23 protein-coding genes are annotated in these 21988 nt (G+C 56.0%); 21 read left to right on the forward strand and 2 right to left on the reverse strand.

What is annotated here, in order from left to right; all coding sequences use genetic code 11:
* Nucleotides 1–155: 155 nt before the first annotated feature.
* From ACGY09_RS04790 to ACGY09_RS04835, 10 genes are all read left to right on the forward strand, one after another.
* Complete coding sequence (locus tag ACGY09_RS04790) at nucleotides 156–1259, forward strand: DUF1559 domain-containing protein (protein ID WP_397570676.1); 1104 nt, start codon at nucleotides 156–158, stop codon at nucleotides 1257–1259.
* Nucleotides 1260–1465: 206 nt separating this feature from the next.
* Entirely contained in the window at nucleotides 1466–1690 is a 225-nt protein-coding gene (locus ACGY09_RS04795; protein WP_397570677.1) for a hypothetical protein, read from the forward strand.
* On the forward strand, nucleotides 1690–2073 hold the full coding sequence (locus tag ACGY09_RS04800) for a hypothetical protein (protein ID WP_397570678.1): 384 nt from the start codon (nucleotides 1690–1692) through the stop codon (nucleotides 2071–2073). The genes ACGY09_RS04795 and ACGY09_RS04800 overlap by 1 nt, the downstream gene beginning before the upstream one ends.
* A gap of 67 nt (nucleotides 2074–2140) precedes the next feature.
* A complete protein-coding gene (locus tag ACGY09_RS04805; protein ID WP_397570679.1) occupies nucleotides 2141–2410 on the forward strand; it encodes a hypothetical protein in 270 nt (89 codons plus the stop codon).
* A gap of 65 nt (nucleotides 2411–2475) precedes the next feature.
* Nucleotides 2476–4524 (forward strand): hypothetical protein, encoded by a 2049-nt coding sequence (locus ACGY09_RS04810; RefSeq protein WP_397570680.1) that lies wholly within the window; start codon nucleotides 2476–2478, stop codon nucleotides 4522–4524.
* Nucleotides 4525–5037: 513 nt separating this feature from the next.
* On the forward strand, nucleotides 5038–5472 hold the full coding sequence (locus tag ACGY09_RS04815) for a hypothetical protein (protein WP_397570681.1): 435 nt from the start codon (nucleotides 5038–5040) through the stop codon (nucleotides 5470–5472).
* The gene (locus tag ACGY09_RS04820) at nucleotides 5469–5765 is read left to right on the forward strand and encodes a hypothetical protein (protein ID WP_397570682.1); all 297 of its coding nucleotides are present in this window, start codon (nucleotides 5469–5471) and stop codon (nucleotides 5763–5765) included. Before ACGY09_RS04815 ends, ACGY09_RS04820 begins: the two co-directional genes overlap by 4 nt.
* 2 nt (nucleotides 5766–5767) lie before the next feature.
* Nucleotides 5768–6076, forward strand: a complete 309-nt coding sequence (locus tag ACGY09_RS04825) for a hypothetical protein (protein ID WP_397570683.1) — start codon at nucleotides 5768–5770, stop codon at nucleotides 6074–6076.
* A 469-nt stretch (nucleotides 6077–6545) separates the two neighbouring features.
* Nucleotides 6546–6860, forward strand: coding sequence for a hypothetical protein (locus tag ACGY09_RS04830; protein ID WP_397570684.1), 315 nt, complete (start codon nucleotides 6546–6548; stop codon nucleotides 6858–6860).
* A gap of 232 nt (nucleotides 6861–7092) precedes the next feature.
* Nucleotides 7093–7497, forward strand: a complete 405-nt coding sequence (locus ACGY09_RS04835; RefSeq protein ID WP_397570685.1) for a hypothetical protein — start codon at nucleotides 7093–7095, stop codon at nucleotides 7495–7497.
* A 1211-nt stretch (nucleotides 7498–8708) separates the two neighbouring features.
* Here the strand turns inward: ACGY09_RS04835 and ACGY09_RS04840 are convergent.
* The gene (locus ACGY09_RS04840) at nucleotides 8709–8885 is read right to left on the reverse strand and encodes a hypothetical protein (protein ID WP_397570686.1); all 177 of its coding nucleotides are present in this window, start codon (nucleotides 8883–8885) and stop codon (nucleotides 8709–8711) included.
* 17 nt (nucleotides 8886–8902) lie between these two features.
* On the opposite strand from ACGY09_RS04840, the gene ACGY09_RS04845 reads away from it, so the two are divergent.
* A complete protein-coding gene (locus tag ACGY09_RS04845; protein ID WP_397570687.1) occupies nucleotides 8903–9094 on the forward strand; it encodes a hypothetical protein in 192 nt (63 codons plus the stop codon).
* Between the two features lie 145 nt (nucleotides 9095–9239).
* A complete protein-coding gene (locus ACGY09_RS04850; protein WP_397570688.1) occupies nucleotides 9240–9665 on the forward strand; it encodes a hypothetical protein in 426 nt (141 codons plus the stop codon).
* A 412-nt stretch (nucleotides 9666–10077) separates the two neighbouring features.
* Here the strand turns inward: ACGY09_RS04850 and ACGY09_RS04855 are convergent, their stop codons facing one another.
* Complete coding sequence (locus ACGY09_RS04855) at nucleotides 10078–11862, reverse strand: hypothetical protein (protein WP_397570689.1); 1785 nt, start codon at nucleotides 11860–11862, stop codon at nucleotides 10078–10080.
* A 283-nt stretch (nucleotides 11863–12145) separates the two neighbouring features.
* Between ACGY09_RS04855 and ACGY09_RS04860 the strand changes: the two genes are divergently transcribed.
* The 9 genes from ACGY09_RS04860 (at nucleotide 12146) to ACGY09_RS04900 (ending at nucleotide 21743) form a co-directional block, all read left to right on the forward strand.
* Nucleotides 12146–12940, forward strand: coding sequence for a hypothetical protein (locus tag ACGY09_RS04860; protein WP_397570690.1), 795 nt, complete (start codon nucleotides 12146–12148; stop codon nucleotides 12938–12940).
* A gap of 211 nt (nucleotides 12941–13151) precedes the next feature.
* Nucleotides 13152–14261, forward strand: coding sequence for a YybH family protein (locus ACGY09_RS04865; RefSeq protein WP_397570691.1), 1110 nt, complete (start codon nucleotides 13152–13154; stop codon nucleotides 14259–14261).
* 68 nt (nucleotides 14262–14329) lie between these two features.
* Nucleotides 14330–16321 (forward strand): hypothetical protein, encoded by a 1992-nt coding sequence (locus ACGY09_RS04870; protein ID WP_397570692.1) that lies wholly within the window; start codon nucleotides 14330–14332, stop codon nucleotides 16319–16321.
* 184 nt (nucleotides 16322–16505) lie between these two features.
* The gene (locus ACGY09_RS04875; protein ID WP_397570693.1) at nucleotides 16506–17075 is read left to right on the forward strand and encodes a hypothetical protein; all 570 of its coding nucleotides are present in this window, start codon (nucleotides 16506–16508) and stop codon (nucleotides 17073–17075) included.
* A 544-nt stretch (nucleotides 17076–17619) separates the two neighbouring features.
* Complete coding sequence (locus ACGY09_RS04880; RefSeq protein WP_397570694.1) at nucleotides 17620–18078, forward strand: BON domain-containing protein; 459 nt, start codon at nucleotides 17620–17622, stop codon at nucleotides 18076–18078.
* Nucleotides 18079–18137: 59 nt separating this feature from the next.
* Entirely contained in the window at nucleotides 18138–18665 is a 528-nt protein-coding gene (locus tag ACGY09_RS04885; protein WP_373651384.1) for a hypothetical protein, read from the forward strand.
* 117 nt (nucleotides 18666–18782) lie between these two features.
* The gene (locus tag ACGY09_RS04890) at nucleotides 18783–19271 is read left to right on the forward strand and encodes a ferritin-like domain-containing protein (RefSeq protein WP_397570695.1); all 489 of its coding nucleotides are present in this window, start codon (nucleotides 18783–18785) and stop codon (nucleotides 19269–19271) included.
* Nucleotides 19272–19460: 189 nt separating this feature from the next.
* The gene (locus ACGY09_RS04895) at nucleotides 19461–19847 is read left to right on the forward strand and encodes a hypothetical protein (RefSeq protein ID WP_397570696.1); all 387 of its coding nucleotides are present in this window, start codon (nucleotides 19461–19463) and stop codon (nucleotides 19845–19847) included.
* A gap of 513 nt (nucleotides 19848–20360) precedes the next feature.
* On the forward strand, nucleotides 20361–21743 hold the full coding sequence (locus ACGY09_RS04900; protein WP_397570697.1) for an acyltransferase: 1383 nt from the start codon (nucleotides 20361–20363) through the stop codon (nucleotides 21741–21743).
* Nucleotides 21744–21988: the final 245 nt, after the last annotated feature.

The raw sequence follows: 21988 nt of genomic DNA on the forward strand, positions 1-21988 counted from the left end.
CCTATTGACTTTCCGCTGAAACGCCGACCAAAATATCTGCACATGGACACGAGGTCGAACGTGTTCAATCCAATCTGCCGGGGTAACCCGTCTTTCAGCCCGTCATCGCGTTCGACCACGCCTGACGGGTTGTTTCATTTCCTGAAGGAAATCTCATGAAAAAGTCACTCAGCGTCATCAAGTCGAAAAGGCACGGGTTTACCCTGATCGAACTGCTGGTCGTGATCAGCATCATCGCGGTACTCGCATCGCTGATCGCACCGGCTGTGCAATCAGCACGGCGGGCGGCGCGGAAGGTCGAATGTCTCAATAACATTCGTCAGGTCGGTATGGCATTTATTTCGTTTTCGACCTCTGGAAACGGAAATTTCCCCGCTCTCGCCGACAACCTCGCGACCGAGTCGAACAATGGATTCATCTACGGTGTGGGGTGGCCAGTCGCACTGCTGCCAGCTCTCGATAACGCTGCCCTGCTCAAGAACATTCGCCGAAATGCTGTGTCCACCGGATCCGGCGATGCGTTCACGATCAATACAGCTGACCAAGTGAATGTCAAAGTATTTACGTGCCCAGATGACAACGACTCAAACCAGAAGCCAGGCGGACTCAGCTATGTGGTTAACGCTGGGTTCATGCCTTCGACAGTGTGGGGATCTGAGGCTGGTACGTACCAAAACCCGTTCGTCATCGACTGGAACGGTGACGGACGATTCTCGGTTGACGGTGTTACAGCGAGCGGATCACCGGCAACGCTGGATCAGCAGGACCTGTCTGTCGAGACTGCCACTGGCGTGTTCTTCCGTCGATCGCCTCACTACACGGGATCAATGGACAGCATGCTTGACGGTAGCACGACAACAATCCTCGTGACCGAGAATCTTCAGGCTGGGCCCTGGTTTGGCTCCCAAGATCTAATCAGCGGATTTGGAGTCAATCACCTTGGTTTTGGTATGCGTATTCCGGTCACCAGCGCTGCCCCCATCGCAGGCATTTTCGTTGCTGGAACGCTCGCTACATCGTCTGGATTGTACGACACGAGCACCAATCCAGACGACTGGATGATCAACCGAAATCTTTCAGCTGCTGTTGGGCAGGCTCCTCGTCCATCATCTAATCACGCTGGTGGCGTCAATGCTGCCTTCGGTGACGGATCGGCCAAATTCCTCAACGAGCAGATGGACAAAGCCGTTTACGCCAAACTCTGCACCCAGAACGGTGTAAACTTCCGTGAGCAAACACTCGATCAGGCTGCGTACTAATTATGAAGGTACCAGTCTACGAATCGCTGGTGCTCGTCGCAGCAATGTCTGTGGCGATCGCCGTGAGTTATGTTCTGTCGGTGTCATCCTATGAGGGTGAAAGCGAGTTGGCCCATCAACGAAAACGGGCGGAGTTACTCGACGGCACACTTACCGAAGCGGTTGAACGAGCGAACGCGAGTCTCGCCCGTAGATTATCCGAGTGAATGCCACAAGCACCAACGGCGGTCACGATTGCTCAATATGCAGTTGTGGCCGCCGTTCTTGCTGCGCCATTCCAAAGCCCGCTCAAAGGCTTCATATTTGAGACGGTTGCGCGTGCAGTCCGGTGTTCGACGGCAGGCAACGAAACAGGACAAAGAAGAATTCCTCAAAATAATTTCAAGATTTATCGCATGACCCTATTGACGGAAGGCAAGAAAAACCGATAATGCACCCGTCGCAGTCAACGCGACTGCAAAACATCCGCGACACAATTCGCGGCCCACATCATCCGCAGCCAAATCTGCGGCCCGAACGAAAGACTCTGATCATGGTGGAAGTACTCCCCGGCTACGACGCTTGGAAGCTGGCCTCTCCTGAAGACTGCCTCGATTGCGAACCGCTCACCCAGATGAACACAATCAGGGAGTTTGATTACCTCGATAAGGTTGTCACTCCAGATGGGACCGTAGCGAAGGTCATCGGCTGCGAATGGTGTGAAGATCTTGAAGAGCGACGCTACAAGGTCGAGTACAAGATCGGAGAGGACGAGGAAGGCGAGGCCGAGTACGACAGCGATTGGTACTACGAATCGAAGTTGAAACTGGCGTAGCGAACGGACTAAACCGCCCCGAGTATGGTGCTCGGGGCCTAACTCTCTCACATCGAAAGACGCGACCATGAATATCGAAACAGCAAACGCAGTTCTCACAAACGAACAGGTTAGCATCGCCGCTGCTCACGGGCGTCGATCCGGAGCAATTGAGGCTGACAAGTGGTTCGAGCAGAACGAGGACGCCACCGTGCTGCCAGAGTGGGAACCGAAGCCGCTGAAATGCAGCCCGACGGAACTCTGCGGTGTCGAGTTGAGTGACGAGCAATCCGAGGCGTTTGAGTTCCTTTTCAACGTCAACGCCAGGGATGCTTGGGGAGAGTTCGAGCGAGTTTGAGCGGCGACTAGAACAAACCGCCCTGCCCGCATGAGCATCTATTTAACCAGCGCAACGAGCAAACCATGACTACCCGGAATTACGTCTACAAGGCATACCCGCCGGCCACGCAAGCGACTGCCGTGCGTGAGCAGATGGTCGCTGCTCACCGGTATCGCAATAAGCTGGTGGAAATCGAACTGGCCCGCCGTGCCGCGTCCGAGGAAACAATTCGGCGGCTGTCTCCCGAGTACGCTGCTGCGGCTGCGGTAGTCGATGAGGCTGAGGCTCGCGTGGAAGCTGCGTACAAGGCGATCAAGGCTGTCTCCCAAAAGGCCCGGAAAAAGGTACCTGCATCGCCGGAGATGGCCAATGAACTCGCCGACGCCAAGGCCGCAGCAAAAGCCGCGTATGACGCAGCGAAGCAGCTGAAAGCGGACTCGTACAAGAGACTCAAAGAGTTACAACTCCCATTGTGGGACCAGGCGGAAAAGGCGATTCCAGAATCGGACTCGCTAAGCCCCGCCAAGAGAAAGTCGCTCTTGAGGGAAGAATATTTGCGACTAGCGGAGGCGGCACAGATCGACGGCGGGCAGCGCGTCTACGAACGTGACAGCAAGGTCGCTCGCGCAACGTGCGGCTGTTTTTGGGGCACCTATCTCACGATTGAGGACGCGGCGAAGGATTTCAACAAGGGGGCTCCACCACGATTCGCACGATACTGCGGAGAGGGCACGATTGCCGTGCAACTCCAGGGCGGACTCTCCGTAGACGACGCGATGTCCGGCGACGATCGGCGGCTAAAATTGCACGTACCGAACCAGGAGGAGTTGGCCACTCGTGGCAAGTCTCGAGGCCTGCGAGCACACGGAGTTGCGTCTCTGCGGATCGGCAGCGATGGGCGTGATCCGATCTGGGCTGAGTTCCCGGTCGTTTTCCACCGCCCGTTACCGCCCAACGCAACGATCGTCTGGTCCTACATCCACTGTCGCAAGGTCGGACAACTCGACGAGTGGTCACTGCGGATCACCGTCAATATCCCAGAGGACGGGACCGTTGCGTTGCCGAAAACCGGGGTAGTTGCTCTGCATTGCGGCTGGCGAAAAATCGACACTGAAACAGGCGAGTCTCTACGAGTCGCCACATGGGTCGGCGACGACGGAGAACACGGCGAACTAATCCTGCCTCCTGATCTCTACAGCGGTGAGGGCGTGCCAGGTGGCCTGATGTCTGTCCGCGACACGCGACTGGAGGAGTTTCGGAAAACGTGGCTCGAGCAGTTTCACTCGCACGATCATGAGTTGCCGGATTGGCTGCGGCTCGCAACATCCGAGAGTCGAGACGATGAGGGTCGTCTGCGTGGGCGATCTATCGATCAATGGACGTCCCAGAGTCGGTTTTCGGACCTCTGCTGGCTGTGGTTTGATAAGCGAATCGAACGAATCGGTCTTACCCGGGATCAGTACCTGCAACTCGACAAGACGTCACGCATTGCTGCAATGGCCTCAGTCGTCGATGAGTTTCCCGGTGAGTTTGATCTGTGGACGTCACTGGATGCATGGCGAAACTGGGATAAACACCTTGCACAGTGGCAGGCGAACCAACGGCGGAGCGTGATTGCCCGGCGAGACCAGATCTACCGCACATGGGCGAAGCAGTTTTCGCTGAAATACCGGACGCTTGTCATAACCGACACAAAATGGACGGACATGCTGGCGAAGCCCGAGATCGACGAAGCGCCGGGGATGACAACAGGGCAACGGAACAATGGCCGCATCGCCAGCCCGGGCAGGCTCGTGCTGATGTGCCGCGAGAAGTTTGTTGAGATCGTCACCGTACCATCCAAGCACGTAACAATGGCCTGCCACAAGTGCGGTCACGTGGGTGATTTCAACCGAAAGTCATTTATTCATCAGTGCTCAGAATGCTGCGCGATCTGGGACCAGGATCAAAACGCCGCACGGAATCAGCTTGCGAGAGGTCTAGTGACGTTGCGAACACGGGCAGCTCTCGACGTCGAGAAATCATGCTCGGGAGTCGGTGACGGCGGGGGAAGCGGCGGGAATGATAAGGGGGATTCCGCGACCCCTCGCAAGACGAGGCGTAACCGTAAGTCGGGAAAGGCCGCAGAATGACTGCGGTGGAAAAGCCTGCTTGGAGGCTTTGTATCTGAGACGGGTTCGAGTCCCTACCGGAGCTATTCGAGGCAAGTGGTGGAAAAGCCTGCTTGGAGGCTTTGTATCTGAGACCAAGATTATGGCCAAGGAGTGCCATCAAGGGAATGTCGTGGAAAAGCCTACTTAGAGGCTTCGTTTCTGAGACGACGGGAGGGGGTGGGACGCCGCAAATGACCTTCCGGTGAAAACGCCTTCTCAGGGGCTTCGTATCTGAGACCGGATGCTGGCGAAGGATCGATTGATATGCGTGGCCGTGACAAAGCCTGCTCAGTGGCTTCGTATCTGAGACAAAGTCTGGGCGGATTCATGTTTCACCCGGTAACAATGCCCGCTCAGAGGCTTCGTGTCTGAGACAATCGGCGCTACAGGAGGTGCATACTTGACTCTTCAAGTGGAAAAGCCTTCTCAGAGGCTTCGTGTCTGAGACGTCAGGGTATGACAGTGAGTATGACAACAAGAAAAAAACAACCGATGATGCACTACCCCCACTACCGCCTCTCCGGGCGCCAGCGCAAACAATACGCAGTCCGCCGCGGATCTCTACGAATCGCCATTCCGCTTCCGCTGGAGTGGCCGGACGACGCCACTGACGACGAACTGGCGGACTTTTTCCGTCGTTGCTTGCCCGAGGACATCCTCGCGCCGGATCACCTGCGGTCGATCGAGGAGCTTTTCATCGGCGTTGTACCGTCGTCGGGCGGCGCGACGAGCCACCGACTCGGCACGATCGTCATGGGGGAACAGACTCACAACGTGACGCACCTGGCCGTCTCTGTCGTGATCGGCACGATAAGCGTCGATGCCAACCCGCGGCACCCGAACGCACAGATCCAGTGGCCAGGGGATGTGTCCCGGGCGTTTCCGTCCAGGCCAGCGGATCCAGACAACGAGGACGATAACGAATGACCTCCGATGAGACAGTGGCGCCACAAGCGAAACCGAAAGGACATTGGCCGAAGGGTAAGCGGCGGAACGTCGAGTCCCCCGAGTGGTCCGCAACCCGCGAACTCCTGGTGCAGATACTTCGCGACCACCCCGCGCCGATGATTCGGTCCGCGAGTGCGATCGCGGCGGTCGTTGGAGTCAGTCCGAAATCTGTCGGCCGATGGCTCAAAGGCGAGGACCTGCCCGGCGAACCTCAGCAGGCCGTTATGCGGGAGTGGGCTGACGCGGCGTTGGAGCAGATCAGGAAAGTGTGACGATGACACAAACAGGGAGTCCGCAGATCTTCGCCATCGACTGGGACGGGACATTCAACGCCGCGCCGGATCTCTGGTCCGAATTCGCCGCTCGCGCTCAGTCTCGAGGCCACCGAGTCTATGTTGTCACTGCCCGACGTGACACCGACGAGGCCCGCGCCGAGATCCGATCGATGCTGAGGGAGCACGACTGCGTCCTGCCGATCGTCTTCACGGAAATGGGGAGTAAACTCCACGCGATGCGCGAACGGGGCGTCAAAGTGGACGTCTGGATTGACGATGAGCCGCAGACGGTCATCAGCGGGCGGTAGGCTCGATCCTCGTCGCCAGGATCGATTCTCCGGCGTTTCGGCGCCCGGACGTGCATTCTCTCGGACCTGGTGTTGATGCAGCCCTGGAGCGGCAGTTTTGGCCGAACTGCAAGGCCTTCCCATCCGAGCCGCATTTCTCCGGCGGCTTTCTTCTCTTCCCAATTTCGCGCCGAAAGCACTATTCGTGAGAAAAATAGCGCCAGAATAGTGGTTTGGATATTAGAGCAAGAGAAGACTGCGTAGCGCTATAGGGGGAAACCGTGGCCGAACTTCGTGGCAGAGGTTAACACTCCTCGCTGCAACACGTTCCGGCATGTGGCAGAACTCGCGTGGCCGAACTTGGCAGAGGGGTGGCTGAACTGGCCGAACCCGGTTGGCAGAACTTGGCCGAACTTGGCAGAGGCGCCGATCGAGCGCCAGACCCCGGAGTCGCCATGTCTCGGCACACCGCGTGCAACGTGAGCGGATCATGACCACGAAACGACAAGTCCTGATGATCAGCCTGGACCTCGTTGCGCCGGAATCGACGCAGCAAACGCAGGTCCTCGTGTGGCCGCACGAGCCCGACACTGAGACGACCTGCTGCCGGTTGCTGTCGTCGAAGATCACGTGGATGACCTGCCGCGCAGGGGATACGGTCATGCTCAGATGGGAGCCGCGCGGTAACTGGAAGAAGATGACGATCGCAGAAGTCCGTCTCTACCGCGTGTTTCCCACGTCATGGAATGGCACGGTCGTTGAGTCCGCCCACGCGTGGCTGGAGGAGGGTTGCGGAAAAATATGAAACTTGCGGAATTTGCGTCGTTCTGCGTTTCTTGCCGCTAATTGTTGACAATTGTTGAGGGGGTGGAATAATCCAAGTTGCTCTGCAAGATGCGGACATTGACAAAAATCCGCTTGGAGGGTAACAACCCGCCCGGCGTCGGGACCATGAATGGGCCAACTGGACAGGACTGTGATCTATGGTTGTGGCAGAGTCACCAACTATCAGACGTGCAAAATCGATGGAACTGCGAGTGAATGAAGTCGCAGAAGATGTTGAGCGGGAAGAACGCTCCGAATTCTGTGAAACCCTCCAAGAACTCGCACTTGATTGCCTTGCGATTGCGAGTCAGTGGCGATCGGTCGTTGAGCATTTCTCACAAAAAATTGAGAATGATGAAGATGTTGACCTGAGAACGTCCGGAGATATTCTTCGACCCGTTGCCGAGAAGACTCGCCACATGTACGCCAGCTTCAAGGCTCAGGCGGATAAGTCTGCGTGTGGCATTAGCCAATCGGACATGACGGACATATTGTTGGCGCAGCGCGAAATCGAAAGCAATATCCAGTGGCTGTCGACTTGGCCGACATGGGACTCCACGCAGCGCGATCGTGCACGGCAAGAGTACGCAGAGTGCCGCCCCTGTTGTGATCATTAGTTTTGTGCAGACAATTGACCTGGTTAAACCGTTTTCGGAGTTGGCCTCGAACGAATTACTCTTAGATCCAACAAATCATAGCCAGATTCCGAACGATCCAGTTCCCAAACTGTTCGGTACTTCTCGTAGCGAAACTCAAACGTAACACGGCACTCCCACCACCAGTCATGTTTATCTCGCTGTCTGATGAGATCGACTGAGCGATCGTCGATTGCTGGCTCCAGATATTGGATCCAACCAAGAAATTCTGGGTAAGGAATTCCGTGCGGAGCCAGTTGTTTTTCCACACTGGCCTTCACCACTTTCCCAACACAAATCTTTCGCATTTAGTCATCCTGCAATGACGCAAATCGCGATGATCGAGTCCGTTCGATATCGCTGTCTAATACGAGCAGGATCTGCCGAGAATTGGCAAGAGTGTGACGCCTAAGACACACTGCGGCTCTATACTCAGATAGAAGTGCTCACAAGCCAAACCATTAAGTGATCATTGGTTTGAACGCAAGAGCAAAAAAGACGACGCGACCGGAATTCTTTTGAAATCCGGCCGCGTCTTTGTGTGTCTTAGGCGCCCAGACATTAGCTAGCATCGTCAGGTATATCAAGGTCAACCGCGCAGAATCTGGCAACTACGGGCAACTGCAGTCAACCCTAGGCAACTGAAGTCAACGTTCATCAACGACCATCATGCTCCCATTGTCAACAAATCGACAGAAGTCCCAATCATTTCAGGCGTAGCGAAACACGACGTTTGAACAGTCGTCCTGTTCCCCAAAATCCATCAAATTTGTTTCCCTTTATTCGATTGACATCACTGAACGGCAAGATATTCTGTCTACCGTGGTCGTGACTGCTCGGCGTGAGCAGGGTGCTGAACCGGGGTTTCTTACCCTGCCGATTTCGCCGACCACATCACCGACGGACGGTGAACCTGCCCTAGGATGGGCTCCAAGACGGTCCCCGCTGCTGCCGAATCCCCGGCAGTACCTTATCGGGGAACTTGGACCAACGAAGATGTTTCACTCGACCCAGCAGCCTCGAGACTATCTGGCGATCTTGGCTCCTCTCGTTCTGCCAAGGATCCCGCGCACCTCACGCGATCTGAACATAGTGCTCGGTAATCGTCTCCCCTGACGGTTCCAGTAGCCGCAAACCCCCGCACTCTCTCAATCCAATTCGTGGAGCAAACCATGCTACGTCAACTCGCTGCGCTATCGGTGCGCCATCAAATCCTGCAGGCCGTCGTGATGGCCGTGTGCCTCAGCGACCTGCAGCAGCTCGCCCAGCGTGCCGCCGCCACGCACCAAAACGCCTGCAAAATCCATAACTGAAATCAGCGACTTTAGAACACCTTGACCTGCATTTATTACCAATTCCAGCGAATCCATAACCGAAAGGGCTCGCCATGCAATTACTGGATCTAGCACCCGGCCAAACCATCCGGATCGGACGCGATATCTGTCTGACAGTCGTTACCCAGTCCGACGGATCAATCGGCTTCGACATCGAAACCATTTCGCATGTGCAGGTCCTGCCAGCGGAACTCATCGGCCTCGAACTGCATCAACTGCAGGTGCTGGCCGCGAACGATTTTTGATACTGAACAAACTGAACTTCCCGCTCCACTGACGGGGCGGGTTTAACCGGATGGAGCCGAAAATCCTTGTTGGGGTTGGCCGCCGCTCTGCTGCCGCAAGCGCCCGGATGAGTCCGAATCGGCCTGAGCAAGGAGATAGGGAAATATGAAAAAGGAGCTGCGGAAACTCATCGTTGTTGGTGCGTGCATTCGCTTCGAGTACCCGGCCCACAATTTCCGAAACGTGACAAGCAAGCTCGAGCCGCGAAGGCTGCGGATCACGTCGATCCGAGATACTGCCGCAGAGCCAGTGGAAGAGCAGTGGGTCGCGCTCAATCCAACGCTGTTACGGGGCCGGTACCTGGTGACCGGCGAGGATCTGGATAAGGGGGAGGAGCGGAGCTTCTACGTGGAGAGGATGGAAAAGGTTGAGGCGTTCGAGGAAAAAGAACCTTTAGAGACGGCGGAATACTGTGTCGTAGAGCAGCACAGGGTGTCGTTCGCTACGTCCAGAATTGGGGAAGCGGTTTCATTCATGATGGGAAGAAAACGCGGCGTACTGTGTGCTGTAATGAGGAATCGTGTTGGGTAGCTGTTGTGTGATTTGTTGTATAAACTCGGATGTTTTCGGATCGACGAAGAACGACAAAACTCTGCAATACCCATGAAAACATGACATCTACGGACACGATGGAAAGACCGAACGGATCACGGAAAGGATTGCAAATCCGTCATCGTCGGTTCGACTCCGACCGGAGCCTCTCAAACAGAAGCCGATGCAGGACACTGTCCCGCATCGGCTTCTGTCATTTCACAGGGCCTTCACCCGCCATGCAGGCAGACCGCCCCCGGGGGGATTCACACCATGAGCCCTGTTGAGATTGCTGTCACTCCTTTGGCCGTATCGAGCAGCCCCTGAGCGGCCGAGCGCGAGCGATTCGCAGGGCGACTAACGGAGCCACTTCACGGGCGCCCCAAATTTCATCCCCGCGATTGTCTCATCCTCAGCGGGGAGACTCAATCAGCAAATAGAGAACATTGTCCGTGAAGGCCGGGTCCTTGGTCAGGCCCAGATGGTCGGTGAACAGGAATGTGACGCTGTCCCACTTGATGGGGCTTTTCAAGCGTGGTGCCCACTTCCCATTGTCCGAAAGTCGCTCATCCATCAACGCACTGTGACGCGTGACAAGTCCGTCGCCCGCCACGCGTGCTGTGGGGGAGAGCGCCCCTCGATTGTCGATTGCGTACTGAAAAACAGTGGGGTGCGCATCGCTGGCGATCAGATGAATGGTCGTTCCTTCGGGCGGATCAACCTTCACGTCGATGGCAGCGTGAAAGCGTTCCGCACGTCGCAGACATTTGGCAAGGTGACCATACGCCACCTCCAGCCTGCGCAGGGGATCAGGTTCATTGGGAAGCAGATATCGCAGTTGCTCTGACTGTGTCGGGTTAAAGAAACCCCATCGCGCGTGAACCCAGACCTGAGGATCATAAAGGTCCACGGTCTCACGCCGGGAACCTGAGACCACCGGACGGTGTCGAGTCCTTGGCAGCAGTTGGTAAACCGACGGCATCGTCCCCAGTAGCGCTGGCTCATACTTGGAAAAGAATCTCGAGAATTGGACTCCCTGAGTCAAATACTCCACCGCCTGAAGTGAACCCGCGTTCGGCGGTGCCACCATGACCAGACGATCGACGTACTGAGCCCCCTTCCAGTTGATCTCCGGAAGACTGCCGTCCTCAGGAAGAGGGGCATCACCGTACTGGAGGTAGTAACGGGCCATCACTCCTCCCATCGAGTGAGCGACAATATCGAATCGAACGGGTTCCGCATCGTCTCCAAATCGCGCTTGCCGCTCTGCTTCAACAAGCGCTTTCTTCTCGAGAATAAACTGATGGAGTTGCGCCGCTGTTTCGACATTGTCACGCCGCCAGTCGTACGCGAATTGAAAGCAGCGCACATCCTGCGGGTCTAACTCGTCCGGCGAATCCCGATATCCACCAATTCCGAGGGCGGTCACGATGTCCCGATACGCCGCCATCTGAAAGAGGACCCCAAACACGCGGACGTTCAACGTGTCGAGGGGCCCGGAGACTTCGATTGTATCCGTCAGGTCTTTCAGGGCCTCCCCTTCCCCCATGGGCAACGCGAGTAACCGGGCCCCTTCAACGGTGGAGGGATCAATTCCATTTCCGCCGAATTCGCCCCAGACAACGCGCCGCCCCGATTCGTCGACTAACTTTGAGCCGAGAATTCCGGGAATCACAATAATCGGATTTCGCTGGTACTCGTCTGATTTCGACGTCCGACTGTAGATGCTTCCCAGATCGGGGCGTCCCCATGGAGCACGCGATTCTCGAGTCGCTGTCGGAATCAGATCGACCCCCGAATCATCACTGGTCATCGACGCCTGTAACAGCTTCGATTCCAGCCCGGGAGCTCGCCAGATACCGACGGCGGGTACGGCAGACGAATCGTTCTTGCTCGTTTCCGGAGGCTCATTGATGACTTTGGCGCGTCCCGCCGGTGTGATCGTGCGGCAACCCGCCACGATCACCCAAATGCAGACCGCACACCAGAGTGTTTTCGAGTACATGAATTGCCCGTCCATGAGCATGCTGAAGTGGCTGGCAGCATAGAGGAAGTCGTCAATTCCTGACAGGGGATTTTCGCCCCCGTCACAATCGCCATGACGCACCCCTCCTTCGCGGTTCGCTCCTGACGAATTAAGCCCGATTAATGGACATGCGGTCGCTTCGAGGACTGCCAGTTCCACAAGTGTGCACAAAGCTGCCGAGACGACTCCTCTCCAAAAAACTCGCTACATCCCGCCGTCTACCCAACCTAACCACGGGCTGCATCAGATAGCCGCTCGCTAAAAACTGCGGCCGAGGCCCCTCGGAGTCAGGGGGACACCGAAGAAAATGGGTCCGGCAAACAATTTTGCGAGACTTCACCATTTTTTACGGGCGCCGACATCTCAGGGACAGAATTTGCAACAGGAAGCCTCGCTCTAAAGCAATGACTGATGTTGCGAGGATGTCGTCGTTGAAACCGCAAAGGAGACGATCATGCTGCTGTTTCCCAACCGAGCTACTCCGCTGCTTTTGACCACCCTCCTCGGGAGGAGGCGTTTTCGGCGCATCGGCACTCTTCTTTTGATCGCGAGCATCTCTGGTTTGAGTATGGCAGGGGCGAGCGATTCGACTGATCCATCGCCTGCGGCCGTAGAATCCCGTGCTGACCAGGCCAGTCAGCCCGGATTCCCAGCGGATACAATCCCCGCATACCTGGTTCGGCTGCAATTGTCGGACAAGCAACAAGAGCAAATTAAGCGTGTCATTCAGGACTACGACCAGTCCATCCACGAGGTCTGGAAGCAGTTCAGTCAGCGGTATTTCCAGACAATTGCAGTCGAATGTTCACTCCTTGCCGCCATCGAAGACAACTTCACGGAACAGCAACGGCTTCGCATCCGCGAACTTCGCCGTCGAACGGCCCAGCAGGAAACGTCGGCGACTGAAACTGAATCGCGCACCTCCCCAACGTCTGCCAAGCCCTCTGATCCTGTCGAGAAAGCCATCGAAGGAGTGGGGATCACTCTGACCCCCGAACAGGAAGCGATAGCGGAGAAAGTAGAGGAGAAGTATCGCTACCGCCTGCGCTCGCTTAATCGAGAGATCCATCGCTTCCACGCGCGGTTGCTCTCCCTGGAAGCGGACAAACTGGTGGCGATCGAAAAGCTGCTCACCCGCGACCAGTTGTCCGAACTCCGCCAAAGCCGCCGGAACAAACCGGACGACCTGAAGCACTCCGGCTTACCAGGCAGCGCCCCTGAAACTGACCCTGTCGTCGACAAAGAGTAAGTAGCTCTCTCGCTGAATTCCCGCATCGTACCGGCCGGTTTTCTCTCGCTCATTCCTCACTCCAGCTTCGCGGAATGCGTCTTTTCCATTGGACATCGGCGCACCGAATGCAGCAGTTCGGAAATAACCAAATGCGAGTGCCCGAGGTCGCCGCCGGATTGGCTGACTTCCGCACGTTCCCGCACGTCTCCCCTATCGATGAGGATCACCTATGCGTAGAACTTACTCCGTACTGTTATTTGCGATGGTTACTACGGCGTTCGAGCCAGGGCTTCCAGGTACACAGCCGCTACGAGCTGAGGACAAAAAAACTGAGATTCCATCAACCCCCAACGAGAAAAGCACTGACCGTCCTGCCTCGGATGACCGAGCTTCCCCTGCTTCGCAATCTGATTCCAAATCGACCAAAGCGGTCGAAGACCCCTTAACTTCGAGCGACGCAGCCTCAAAATCTGATCTTGAAGTCCGATCCGTTGGCGAATCCTTCGTCAAGGCGCTGAGTGCAGCCAAAGCGGAAGAGGCGGCGGAGTTCTTCACCGAATCGGCTGAATACGTCGATGAGCGCGGTGAAGTCTTCGAAGGACGTTCAACGATCCGAGATCTCCTCGCCGAAATGTTCGCGGACGACGAGAATGGCTCGCTTGAGTTCAGCACCACCAGTGTGCGATTCATCGGCCCTGGGCTCGCCGTCGAGGACGGTTATACGCTTTTCGTCCCTACTGAAATGCCAGGGGACGATGATGAAAGTGGAATCGTCGGCCGGTACACGACGGTCTACACCCGGATCGACGGCAAGTGGCAAATCGCCAGTCTGCGTAAACAGCCCTTTAAGACGAGCCGTCGCCACCGCTCCGAATTAGAACAGCTCTCATGGCTTCAGGGAGACTGGATCGACGAGAGCGACGAGTCAATCGTGCTCTTTTCGTGTGAGCCCTCAGAACGAGGGAACTTCCTGCTGCGAAAGTTTGTGATCCATGTTGAAGGTCAGGAAATCATGAATGGCACTCAGCGGATTGGCTGGGATCCGCTCACAGGGAAACTCAAAACCTGGATCTTCGATTCGGAAGGGGGCTATGCCGAGGGGTACTGGTACCGGGACGACGACTGCTGGAAATTGAAAGCGACTGGAGTCACGGCGGAAGGGGAACCCGCTTCGAGCACCAGTATCTACACCTGTGTGAACAACGACACCATCATCTGGCAGTCTGTCGACCATGAAGTGAGTGGAGTCAAACTTCCTGATAGTGATCCAGTCACGATCGTACGACGGGCACCCACACCGGATATGGCCAACTCCGCAGCGCATACCGATTCCAAATGATCAGTCCCAGGCACAGTGGCCTGAAGAACCGTTTCCAAATCATCAAGACTCAGAAAAGAAGAACTGCAATGAACACAAGCATCTGGAAAACGCTCATCGTTTGCAGCGTCATGTCCGCAGTTGCTTCCGCTGAACTGCTCGCACAAGGTGGACGTGGTGGCGGAAGACCCGGAGGAGGCCCCGGTGGCGGGGGCCCTGGTGGTGGGCCTGGGGGTCCACGCGGCGGCGGAGGGGGCCGACCGGGGGGCGGTGGCCCGCCAGGAGGTGGCGGAAACTTTGGCGGAGGCCGCGGCGGTCCGCCATCCATCCCGAGAGCGTCTGGTGGCATCCCCGGCGGTAACCCTGGTGTGAGCCGAGGTCCCGGCGGGGGGAATGTCGTCCGCCCCGGAAACGGTCCAGCGATCGGTGGGGGAAATATTGCCCGGCCGAATCCCGGCCCGAGCGGTCCTCGCTCACCGTCCTTCACCCAGCCGAACCCCGGGAACCGGCCGGGCAACATCACCAATCTTACCCCACGCCCTGGAGGCAATCCGCGCCCGGATTTCAATCGAAATAACCGGGGCAACGTCGGAAACGACTTCAGAAATCGCTTTCCCGAGGGGAATGTGGTCAACCGTCCGGGAGGCAACGTCCAGCGACCCGGAGGAACCGATCCTGGCCGCGGCGAACGATTCCGAAACGATCAGTTCGGTGATCGTCGCCAGGGCTCCTGGGTGGGTCGCAATACAATCAATATCAACAATCGTCCCATTAACCTTGGTGGTAGCAATTATCGCCCTGCCTATGCCCGTCATCCTCAGTACCGTGGTTATTGGAACGGTTACGGAGGTTATGGCGGCTTCGGACGAGGATTCGGACCGGGCTTCGGCTTTGGACCCGGTTACGGCCTGGCGGGGGGCTACGGAGGATATGGCTACGGCCCCTATGGTTGGCGAGGTCCTGGATACGGGATGTATGGCTATGGTTACCGCCCGCTCGGGTGGGGATTAGGAGCATGGGGGCTCGGGTCTCTGGCCTATGGCAGCGGTTATCTTGCATATAGTAACCCCTACTACTTATCGAGCTACGGATCATTGGGGAATTACGCCTACACCCAGCCAATTCCCGTTTACTATCAGGGCGCCACGATCGAAGGCACGACTCCGGTCGATAGTAGCGTGATCGTCAACGACGGATCAGTGGTAGAGAGTCGTTCAACGACGGGTTCGGGGGAGAATTCCGCTTGTGAGAAGGCGTTTGATGACGGCGTCGCTGCATTCAAACAAAACAACCATGACGCGGCTCTGGATACGATCAACCGAGGCCTCACTCAATGTCCGGATGACTCGGTGATGCACGAGTTCCGAGCTTTGATTCTGTTTGCGAAGAAAGACTATCAACAGGCTGCTGCGACCATCCACGCTGTTCTGGCCGTAGGCCCGGGTTGGAACTGGACGACGCTGAGCAGCATGTACTCGGATGTGGCGACGTACACGACACAACTGCGAGCCCTGGAGGCGTTCACCCGCGAGCACCCGGATGACGCAGCATCCAAGTTCCTGCTCGCGTATCACTATATTGCGGATGGTTACCCTGATTCCGCAGTCCCCCAGTTGAAACAGGTGGTTGCCCTCGTCCCCAACGACCGTGTTGCAGCAGATATGTTGAAAATGCTGGCGAAGCCAGAAGCTGCCGCCACTACGGATGGCTCCACAACACCGACTCCTCAACCCCCTGAAGCGACCAGTGACAGCGGAGCTCAACCGGATCCCGCGATCCCACCGTTGAAACCGGAATCCCTGATCGGGACCTGGAAGGCAACACGCGACGATGGATCAACGTTCGAGATTCAGATCCAGAACGAGGGCAAATTTCAATGGAAATTTGCGCACAAAGATACGACCAATCAATTTGATGGGACCTACACCATTGAGGGAAATGTCATCGCTCTTGAGAGCAAAGACGGTGGTTCTCTCATCGCAGGCATTGAACCCGGCGAGGACGGAAGGTTCAAATTCAAGTTGATTGGTGCTCCGAAGGAGGACCCGGGACTCGACTTCCGTCGGCAGAGCACTCCATAGCCCGTTGGTGAAAACCGTCGCTGCGGCACCTGCCCGGTCGAAATGCAATTCGGCCGGCAGGTGCTTGCATTGTAAGCATCCGTCCTCAACCACTTGACATCGCCGCAGAAATATGGCCCCGGCTTTGTGCATTCGAATCTTTTGCGTAACATCGTGACCGGCTCAAACACAGGAGGAAGCAATCATGTTTGCAGAAACGAAAACTTTCGCGAGTGCGTTGCTCTTCGCGATGTTTCTCTTGTGTTGTGAGGCCTCGGCTCAGGCGAACGCTGCTGGAGATTCAACGATTGTCGGGACCTTCATCCGGCATGCTGACCACAAACTCCAAATGACTGACACCAAGGGAAAGGAGCGATCTCTGCTTCTATCTCTGGAACTCAAAGTGTCGTGCGACGGCTCAGACTGCAACGTGAGTGATCTTAAAAATGGAATGAAGATCCGCGTAACGACACTCAAATCAGATAAACAAGTCGCCATCGAAATCGAGGCGCTCGATAAGCAACAAGCCTTCGCCAATACACAGGACGGGAAGCTGGCAAGTCTTACCGATCAGCAGATCAGCCTGCTCGATATCAACGGCGAAATCTCGACGTATACATTTGGTGCCTCGCTGGTTGTCACCTTGGAGGGTCTGACAGTGAAGCGGGAAGACCTCAAAGCAGGAATGCAGATTCGGATCACTTCATCACCTGAACAGAAGTCTGTTGCTACCCGGATCCAGGCCCGGCGAAGTCCCCCGGATTTTCGTAACTGACTTTCGGGTCTATGGGCCCTCTTCTCAGCAGACCGCGGCTGCGCACGAGTCACGACGCCATCTTCTCCCAGCGCCCCAGCAGCCAACGCACACTCTCTCCGCTTCATACCGACTTCCGGCAGCGCCAGGTCTTTTTGAGCAGCACGCTATCAAAGCATGCAGGATACGTCCTGACCCGGACCGTGGTTTCATGGTCGAAACCAAGTCACATTCATTCATCTTTGCACGACGATCAGCCAATCACCTGACTCAGGGCTGAGACGGAATTCGCGTTACACCAAACCGTGCGCCTTGTTTTTTCACTGCATTAATTCATTCGCTGCCTGATTGTGCCAGGTAGCGAATCCTCTTCAGCAGAATCGTTTACTCTGGATTCTTAGTTGCCTACTGGCTCTTCAATAAGGGTCCAGAACCCTAAGAATTCGCTGAGAATTGAGCTCAACTTCAGGCGACTGGCCTACCATTTGCGACATACTTCCTCCAGCAGTGGTTCGATCCACTCCATGTCTGAATAGGCGAGAACCGAACTAACAAGGAGCTAGCAATGATTACAAAGAAGTGGGCACTAATTTTCTTAGGAAGCCTGGGTGGGTTCGCCGTCGGTTGCGGAATGGACGATTCATCACGCACGACGCAGACCAACGAACCATCAACTACCGTGACAGCGAATCGTCCCGCTCTGCCGGAAACTACGCGTGACCCCGCCGACCGGTCATCTTCCACCACCCCGGCCACTCCAGGCACGAGTGTCAATGACAAGACGCCATTCGATCAGGATGAAAACCAGCGCGACATCAACACCACGGCAGACATCCGCAAGCGGATCGTCAATTCCGACCTGTCTTCGAAGGCACACAACGTGATGATCACGACCCAGTCGGGTCAGGTCAGCCTTCGAGGCCGCGTCGAATCGCAGGCAGAAAAGGATGCGGTGGAGAAGATTGCTGCTGAGGTCGCTGGCGCCGACAAGGTGGACAGCCAGCTGGAAATTGTCACCAACTAAAGCCTTACAGACGGTGTCTTGGCAAAACGAATTATTCGAACAGAAAGTCAGGTATTAGAATGTCAACTTCCATTTTCTGTACCGCATCGGCCAATCAGGCCGACACAATCATCCGCAACCTGAAAGCGGCAGGGTTTTCAAATAACGACATTTCGGTCGTCACTGCGGACAAGACCGCCACCCGCGAGTTCGCAGATCGACACGACACGAACGCTCCTGAGGGGGCGATGGCAGGGGCCGGAACCGGCCTGCTGCTGGGCGGAACACTGGGGTGGCTGGCTGGTATCGGAACGCTCGCCATTCCGGGGCTGGGAGCCTTTATTGCGGCCGGTCCAATCATGGCTGCACTCAGCGGTGCTGCCGTTGGCGGGACCGTCGGTGGAATTACCGGTGCTTTGATCGGGATGGGTGTTTCGGAAAACGACGCTGCACGATTCGAGGAAGCCGTCAAGTCGGGAGATTATCTGATTTCCGTCCATTCCGAAGACTATGAGGAGCTCAACCGAGCTCGTCATGTCATCGAACAGGCGGGAGGACGCGACGTTACGGTGTCAGGTGAAGTCGTCACCGGCAACTCCCGCTACTGAGATCACCCTTCATTTCGGCTTGGAGGCCAGTCGAGCCGGCGGAGCCGAATCCTTGCCTGTCTCACTTCGTCAGAGCAGGCAAGAAATCTTTTTAACCCTCATATTTGAAGGATAATCATGAAACTCGCGACCCTCCAGGACCTCTACGTAGCCGAATTGAAGGATCTCTACAACGCAGAAAACCAGTTGTTGAAAGCACTTCCAAAAATGGCTAAGGCTGCTTCCGATCCCGATTTGGCGCAGTCATTTCTCGATCATCTTGAAGAAACGAAGGTCCAGGTCGAGAGACTGGAAACCATTTTCAAGGAACTGGAGCTGAGCCCTAAGGGGAAAACCTGCAAGGCCATGAAGGGCTTAATCGAAGAAGGATCTGAGGTGATGTCCGAGAATGCGGATCCCTCTGTCATGGACGCGGCTCTTATTACTGCCGCCCAGCGTGTCGAACATTATGAAATGGCCGGTTACGGCTGTGTCCGTACGTTCGCTCACATACTCGGCTTCGATAACGCTGCCGACCTCTTGCAGCAAACGCTCGATGAAGAAGGGGCCGCGAACAAGAAGCTGACGGAACTGGCCGAATCGACAATCAACAGCGAAGCCATCTGATGGCGTTCTGAACTTCCGTCCGGATACTGAAGTTCATTCGAACAGCGATCGCGAGCGACCGGAGTCCTTTGCCCCCGGTCGCTCGCATCGCAGTTCACCTCAACCTTTGCCCGAATTTATCAAAGGGTGAATGGAGCCAACCTCGGATTGCCCTCACAGACGTTGTGTCCCTTTTTTAAGGAGCTAGTAATGTTGGTTGCACCACTCAAAGATCTTGATCAGGAAATGCCCGACCCCAAAGGACACACCATAGGGTTCCTTTCCTCTGAAGACGTGTGCGACGTCGTTGTGGAGGAGCTGATCATGGCGGGGATATCCGGATCGGGAATCCTGGTGTTGAGCGGCCCGACAGGAACAGAGCTGTTTACTCGAATGATGAAAGGATCTCTGTGGGGAGAAGCCGTTGAAAAGATGCTTAAAGACGGTGTCCTGGCCCTTGAACACGGTGACGTCATCCTGGTAGTGGCAGTAGAAGATCGGGAACAGGCCCTCCTCGTGGCGAAGGTTGCAGAGGAACATGGTGGACGCGGATTCAATTATTTCGGAGAGTGGACAGACGAACGGTTGACGCGGTGAATCTGGACCTTGCCTTCAGTTGATCGCGTCTGCAGCAGTAGGATCATCTGCACCGACATTACGGTGCATACGATCACTCTGCTTCCTCAGAACCAACCGCTTGGACCTATCTCGCCCTCAATTCTGCAACAACTGGCAGTAGTTGATTACAAATTTTTAAGGTCTAGTGGATTCCGTGGTGGAATTCATTCACCCCCAGCAACGTGACAGTCGATCTCGAACTTCGTCGCGTTGAGATTCGGGCCGGTCCAACTCCTGCACGATCTGAATCGCAGCATCTCCGTAGAGAATCCGTTTGTAGAACGTGATTGTTCGGCCCGATGCTGCACTCCGCAGGAAGTGAGACAAAAGCTCACCAGGATAGAAATGTACTCTTTAACTGAATGCTGTGAAGTGCATCGTCGATCCATCCACATCTCGAGCTCACGCACTTTGCGATGACTGACCTCAGCGCCCCTGACGGTCAGCTTCAAGTTGACACAGCAAGCCCCGAAAATCCCGCGAGGCCCGCTTATGCCACTCGAGTCCCCTAGCGCGCCCCCTCCCTGCACGTCCTCTGCTCCTCAGCGTCAGTCCGGACTGGATGCGCTACGGGGGATTGCAGCGGTTTTTGTGGTGCTGCTTCACGCCGGCATTCCCTACATGACAAACCCCATGGCCTACCTGGTCTGGCCAGCTCGGGATGTCCATCCGAGTGACTTTGTCGATGTGCTGACGTGGTGTACGGAATGCTTTCTGATGCCCCTCTTCTTCCTGCTGGCCGGCTACTTTTCGGTCGGCCCACTTCTTTCCCGTGGCGAAAAACAGTTCATTGAAAGTCGTACGAAAAGACTGATGGTTACTCAGGTGGCCGCCGGTACCTTTATTTTGCCCACGTGTCTGCTGATCTGGTCGATGGGCTGGATCGCCGATGGATTGTACGCTCCTCGCACGATCTTTATCTGGAGAAGTGGGATCCCCAAGGAACTCGAAGCAGAACTCTACGGTTTTGGACATTTCTGGTTTCTGCACTACTTGTACATCTACTGCCTGCTGATGGGGGGTGCGTCGTGGCTGGTCCAACGATCTGTTACGAGCCTCCCATCCCTGACAAATACCGCCGCTGACGACCTCACTGGAGTCGATGTCATTCTCTCTTCCGTGTGGAAGCCAATGATTCCCGTCATCCCGGCCGCGATTATTCTTTACCTGGATCCCCGGATTGTCCTAGGTTTCTACCAGACATTTATTCCCGTTGGCTCGAAGCTGGCTTACTACGCGATCTACTTCGCTGCAGGAGTGACTATGTGGCGTACTCGCAGCACCAATGGCCGCCATAGTCTGCTCTATCTGACTCTCGCAGGGGTCACGTTTTTGGGAGTTTTGCCCCTGATTCACCAGCACGTCGAACAGCCGCTCGTCGGGGTGCAACGGGTGCTGCTGGCGGGCCTGCTCGCGATCTTTGCTTCTCTGTCCGCCCATGGCCTCTTCGCGTTATTTCTGAAATCCAGGCTCGGCGACAACGTCGTCATGAAGTATCTGGCCGATGCCTCCTTCTGGGTTTATATCATTCATCTGCCGTTCGTAGGATTGACACAGATCGCGATCGCTCGAACCGGAGTTCCCGCGCTGGGCAAGTTTGTGATTGCGGGAACCATCGCAGTCGGACTGTCTCTTTTGACGTATCAGGCCTTCGTCCGAAATCGCTGGTTGGGAGAATTTCTCGAAGGTCGTTGGGGTCCCAACTCGCGACCACGAACTGCCCCTGCTAAAGCTCAGGGCGCGAAGTCGGCACTGGATTTTGAACTGGACGACGCCGTTTCGGCGCTGCCAACTGTTCATTTCCGCACGCCGCGCGTCCAGACTGTTGAAAGCCCCCTGTATTCCCGCCCAACTCTGACGCAGAGTCCCGACTAATGTTCGCCTCGCTCCGCCAGGTCGCCCGCATACTGACGAGCAGCACGGAATCTTGAATGGAGCAGTTCGCGGGCGGCGAGGTTGCATCTGCAACACTACCGGAATTGTCGTCGCTCGACTGGTACTCAATAGCAGGCCTTCGCATCCACTCGCCTCCGCCACATCGTCGTGCTGCGGAGATCTCTGCAATCATGGATGCTGATTTGAGCGCTGCGCTGTAATCTCTTGCCTGTGATTCTGAGTAA

It is taken from the genome of Schlesneria sphaerica (assembly GCF_044336245.1).
In the GTDB taxonomy this organism is placed as follows: domain Bacteria; phylum Planctomycetota; class Planctomycetia; order Planctomycetales; family Planctomycetaceae; genus Schlesneria; species Schlesneria sphaerica.

What these genes read in the sequence shown, in the direction of transcription:
- ACGY09_RS04790 (WP_397570676.1), top strand. Translation starts at nt 156, where the DNA reads ATGAAAAAGTCACTCAGCGTCATCAAGTCGAAAAGGCACGGGTTTACC.
- ACGY09_RS04795 (WP_397570677.1), top strand. Translation starts at nt 1,466, where the DNA reads ATGCCACAAGCACCAACGGCGGTCACGATTGCTCAATATGCAGTTGTG.
- ACGY09_RS04800 (WP_397570678.1), top strand. Translation starts at nt 1,690, where the DNA reads ATGCACCCGTCGCAGTCAACGCGACTGCAAAACATCCGCGACACAATT.
- ACGY09_RS04805 (WP_397570679.1), top strand. Translation starts at nt 2,141, where the DNA reads ATGAATATCGAAACAGCAAACGCAGTTCTCACAAACGAACAGGTTAGC.
- ACGY09_RS04810 (WP_397570680.1), top strand. Translation starts at nt 2,476, where the DNA reads ATGACTACCCGGAATTACGTCTACAAGGCATACCCGCCGGCCACGCAA.
- ACGY09_RS04815 (WP_397570681.1), top strand. Translation starts at nt 5,038, where the DNA reads ATGATGCACTACCCCCACTACCGCCTCTCCGGGCGCCAGCGCAAACAA.
- ACGY09_RS04820 (WP_397570682.1), top strand. Translation starts at nt 5,469, where the DNA reads ATGACCTCCGATGAGACAGTGGCGCCACAAGCGAAACCGAAAGGACAT.
- ACGY09_RS04825 (WP_397570683.1), top strand. Translation starts at nt 5,768, where the DNA reads ATGACACAAACAGGGAGTCCGCAGATCTTCGCCATCGACTGGGACGGG.
- ACGY09_RS04830 (WP_397570684.1), top strand. Translation starts at nt 6,546, where the DNA reads ATGACCACGAAACGACAAGTCCTGATGATCAGCCTGGACCTCGTTGCG.
- ACGY09_RS04840 (WP_397570686.1), bottom strand. Translation starts at nt 8,885, where the DNA reads ATGGATTCGCTGGAATTGGTAATAAATGCAGGTCAAGGTGTTCTAAAG.
- ACGY09_RS04845 (WP_397570687.1), top strand. Translation starts at nt 8,903, where the DNA reads ATGCAATTACTGGATCTAGCACCCGGCCAAACCATCCGGATCGGACGC.
- ACGY09_RS04850 (WP_397570688.1), top strand. Translation starts at nt 9,240, where the DNA reads ATGAAAAAGGAGCTGCGGAAACTCATCGTTGTTGGTGCGTGCATTCGC.
- ACGY09_RS04860 (WP_397570690.1), top strand. Translation starts at nt 12,146, where the DNA reads ATGCTGCTGTTTCCCAACCGAGCTACTCCGCTGCTTTTGACCACCCTC.
- ACGY09_RS04865 (WP_397570691.1), top strand. Translation starts at nt 13,152, where the DNA reads ATGCGTAGAACTTACTCCGTACTGTTATTTGCGATGGTTACTACGGCG.
- ACGY09_RS04870 (WP_397570692.1), top strand. Translation starts at nt 14,330, where the DNA reads ATGAACACAAGCATCTGGAAAACGCTCATCGTTTGCAGCGTCATGTCC.
- ACGY09_RS04875 (WP_397570693.1), top strand. Translation starts at nt 16,506, where the DNA reads ATGTTTGCAGAAACGAAAACTTTCGCGAGTGCGTTGCTCTTCGCGATG.
- ACGY09_RS04880 (WP_397570694.1), top strand. Translation starts at nt 17,620, where the DNA reads ATGATTACAAAGAAGTGGGCACTAATTTTCTTAGGAAGCCTGGGTGGG.
- ACGY09_RS04885 (WP_373651384.1), top strand. Translation starts at nt 18,138, where the DNA reads ATGTCAACTTCCATTTTCTGTACCGCATCGGCCAATCAGGCCGACACA.
- ACGY09_RS04890 (WP_397570695.1), top strand. Translation starts at nt 18,783, where the DNA reads ATGAAACTCGCGACCCTCCAGGACCTCTACGTAGCCGAATTGAAGGAT.
- ACGY09_RS04895 (WP_397570696.1), top strand. Translation starts at nt 19,461, where the DNA reads ATGTTGGTTGCACCACTCAAAGATCTTGATCAGGAAATGCCCGACCCC.
- ACGY09_RS04900 (WP_397570697.1), top strand. Translation starts at nt 20,361, where the DNA reads ATGCCACTCGAGTCCCCTAGCGCGCCCCCTCCCTGCACGTCCTCTGCT.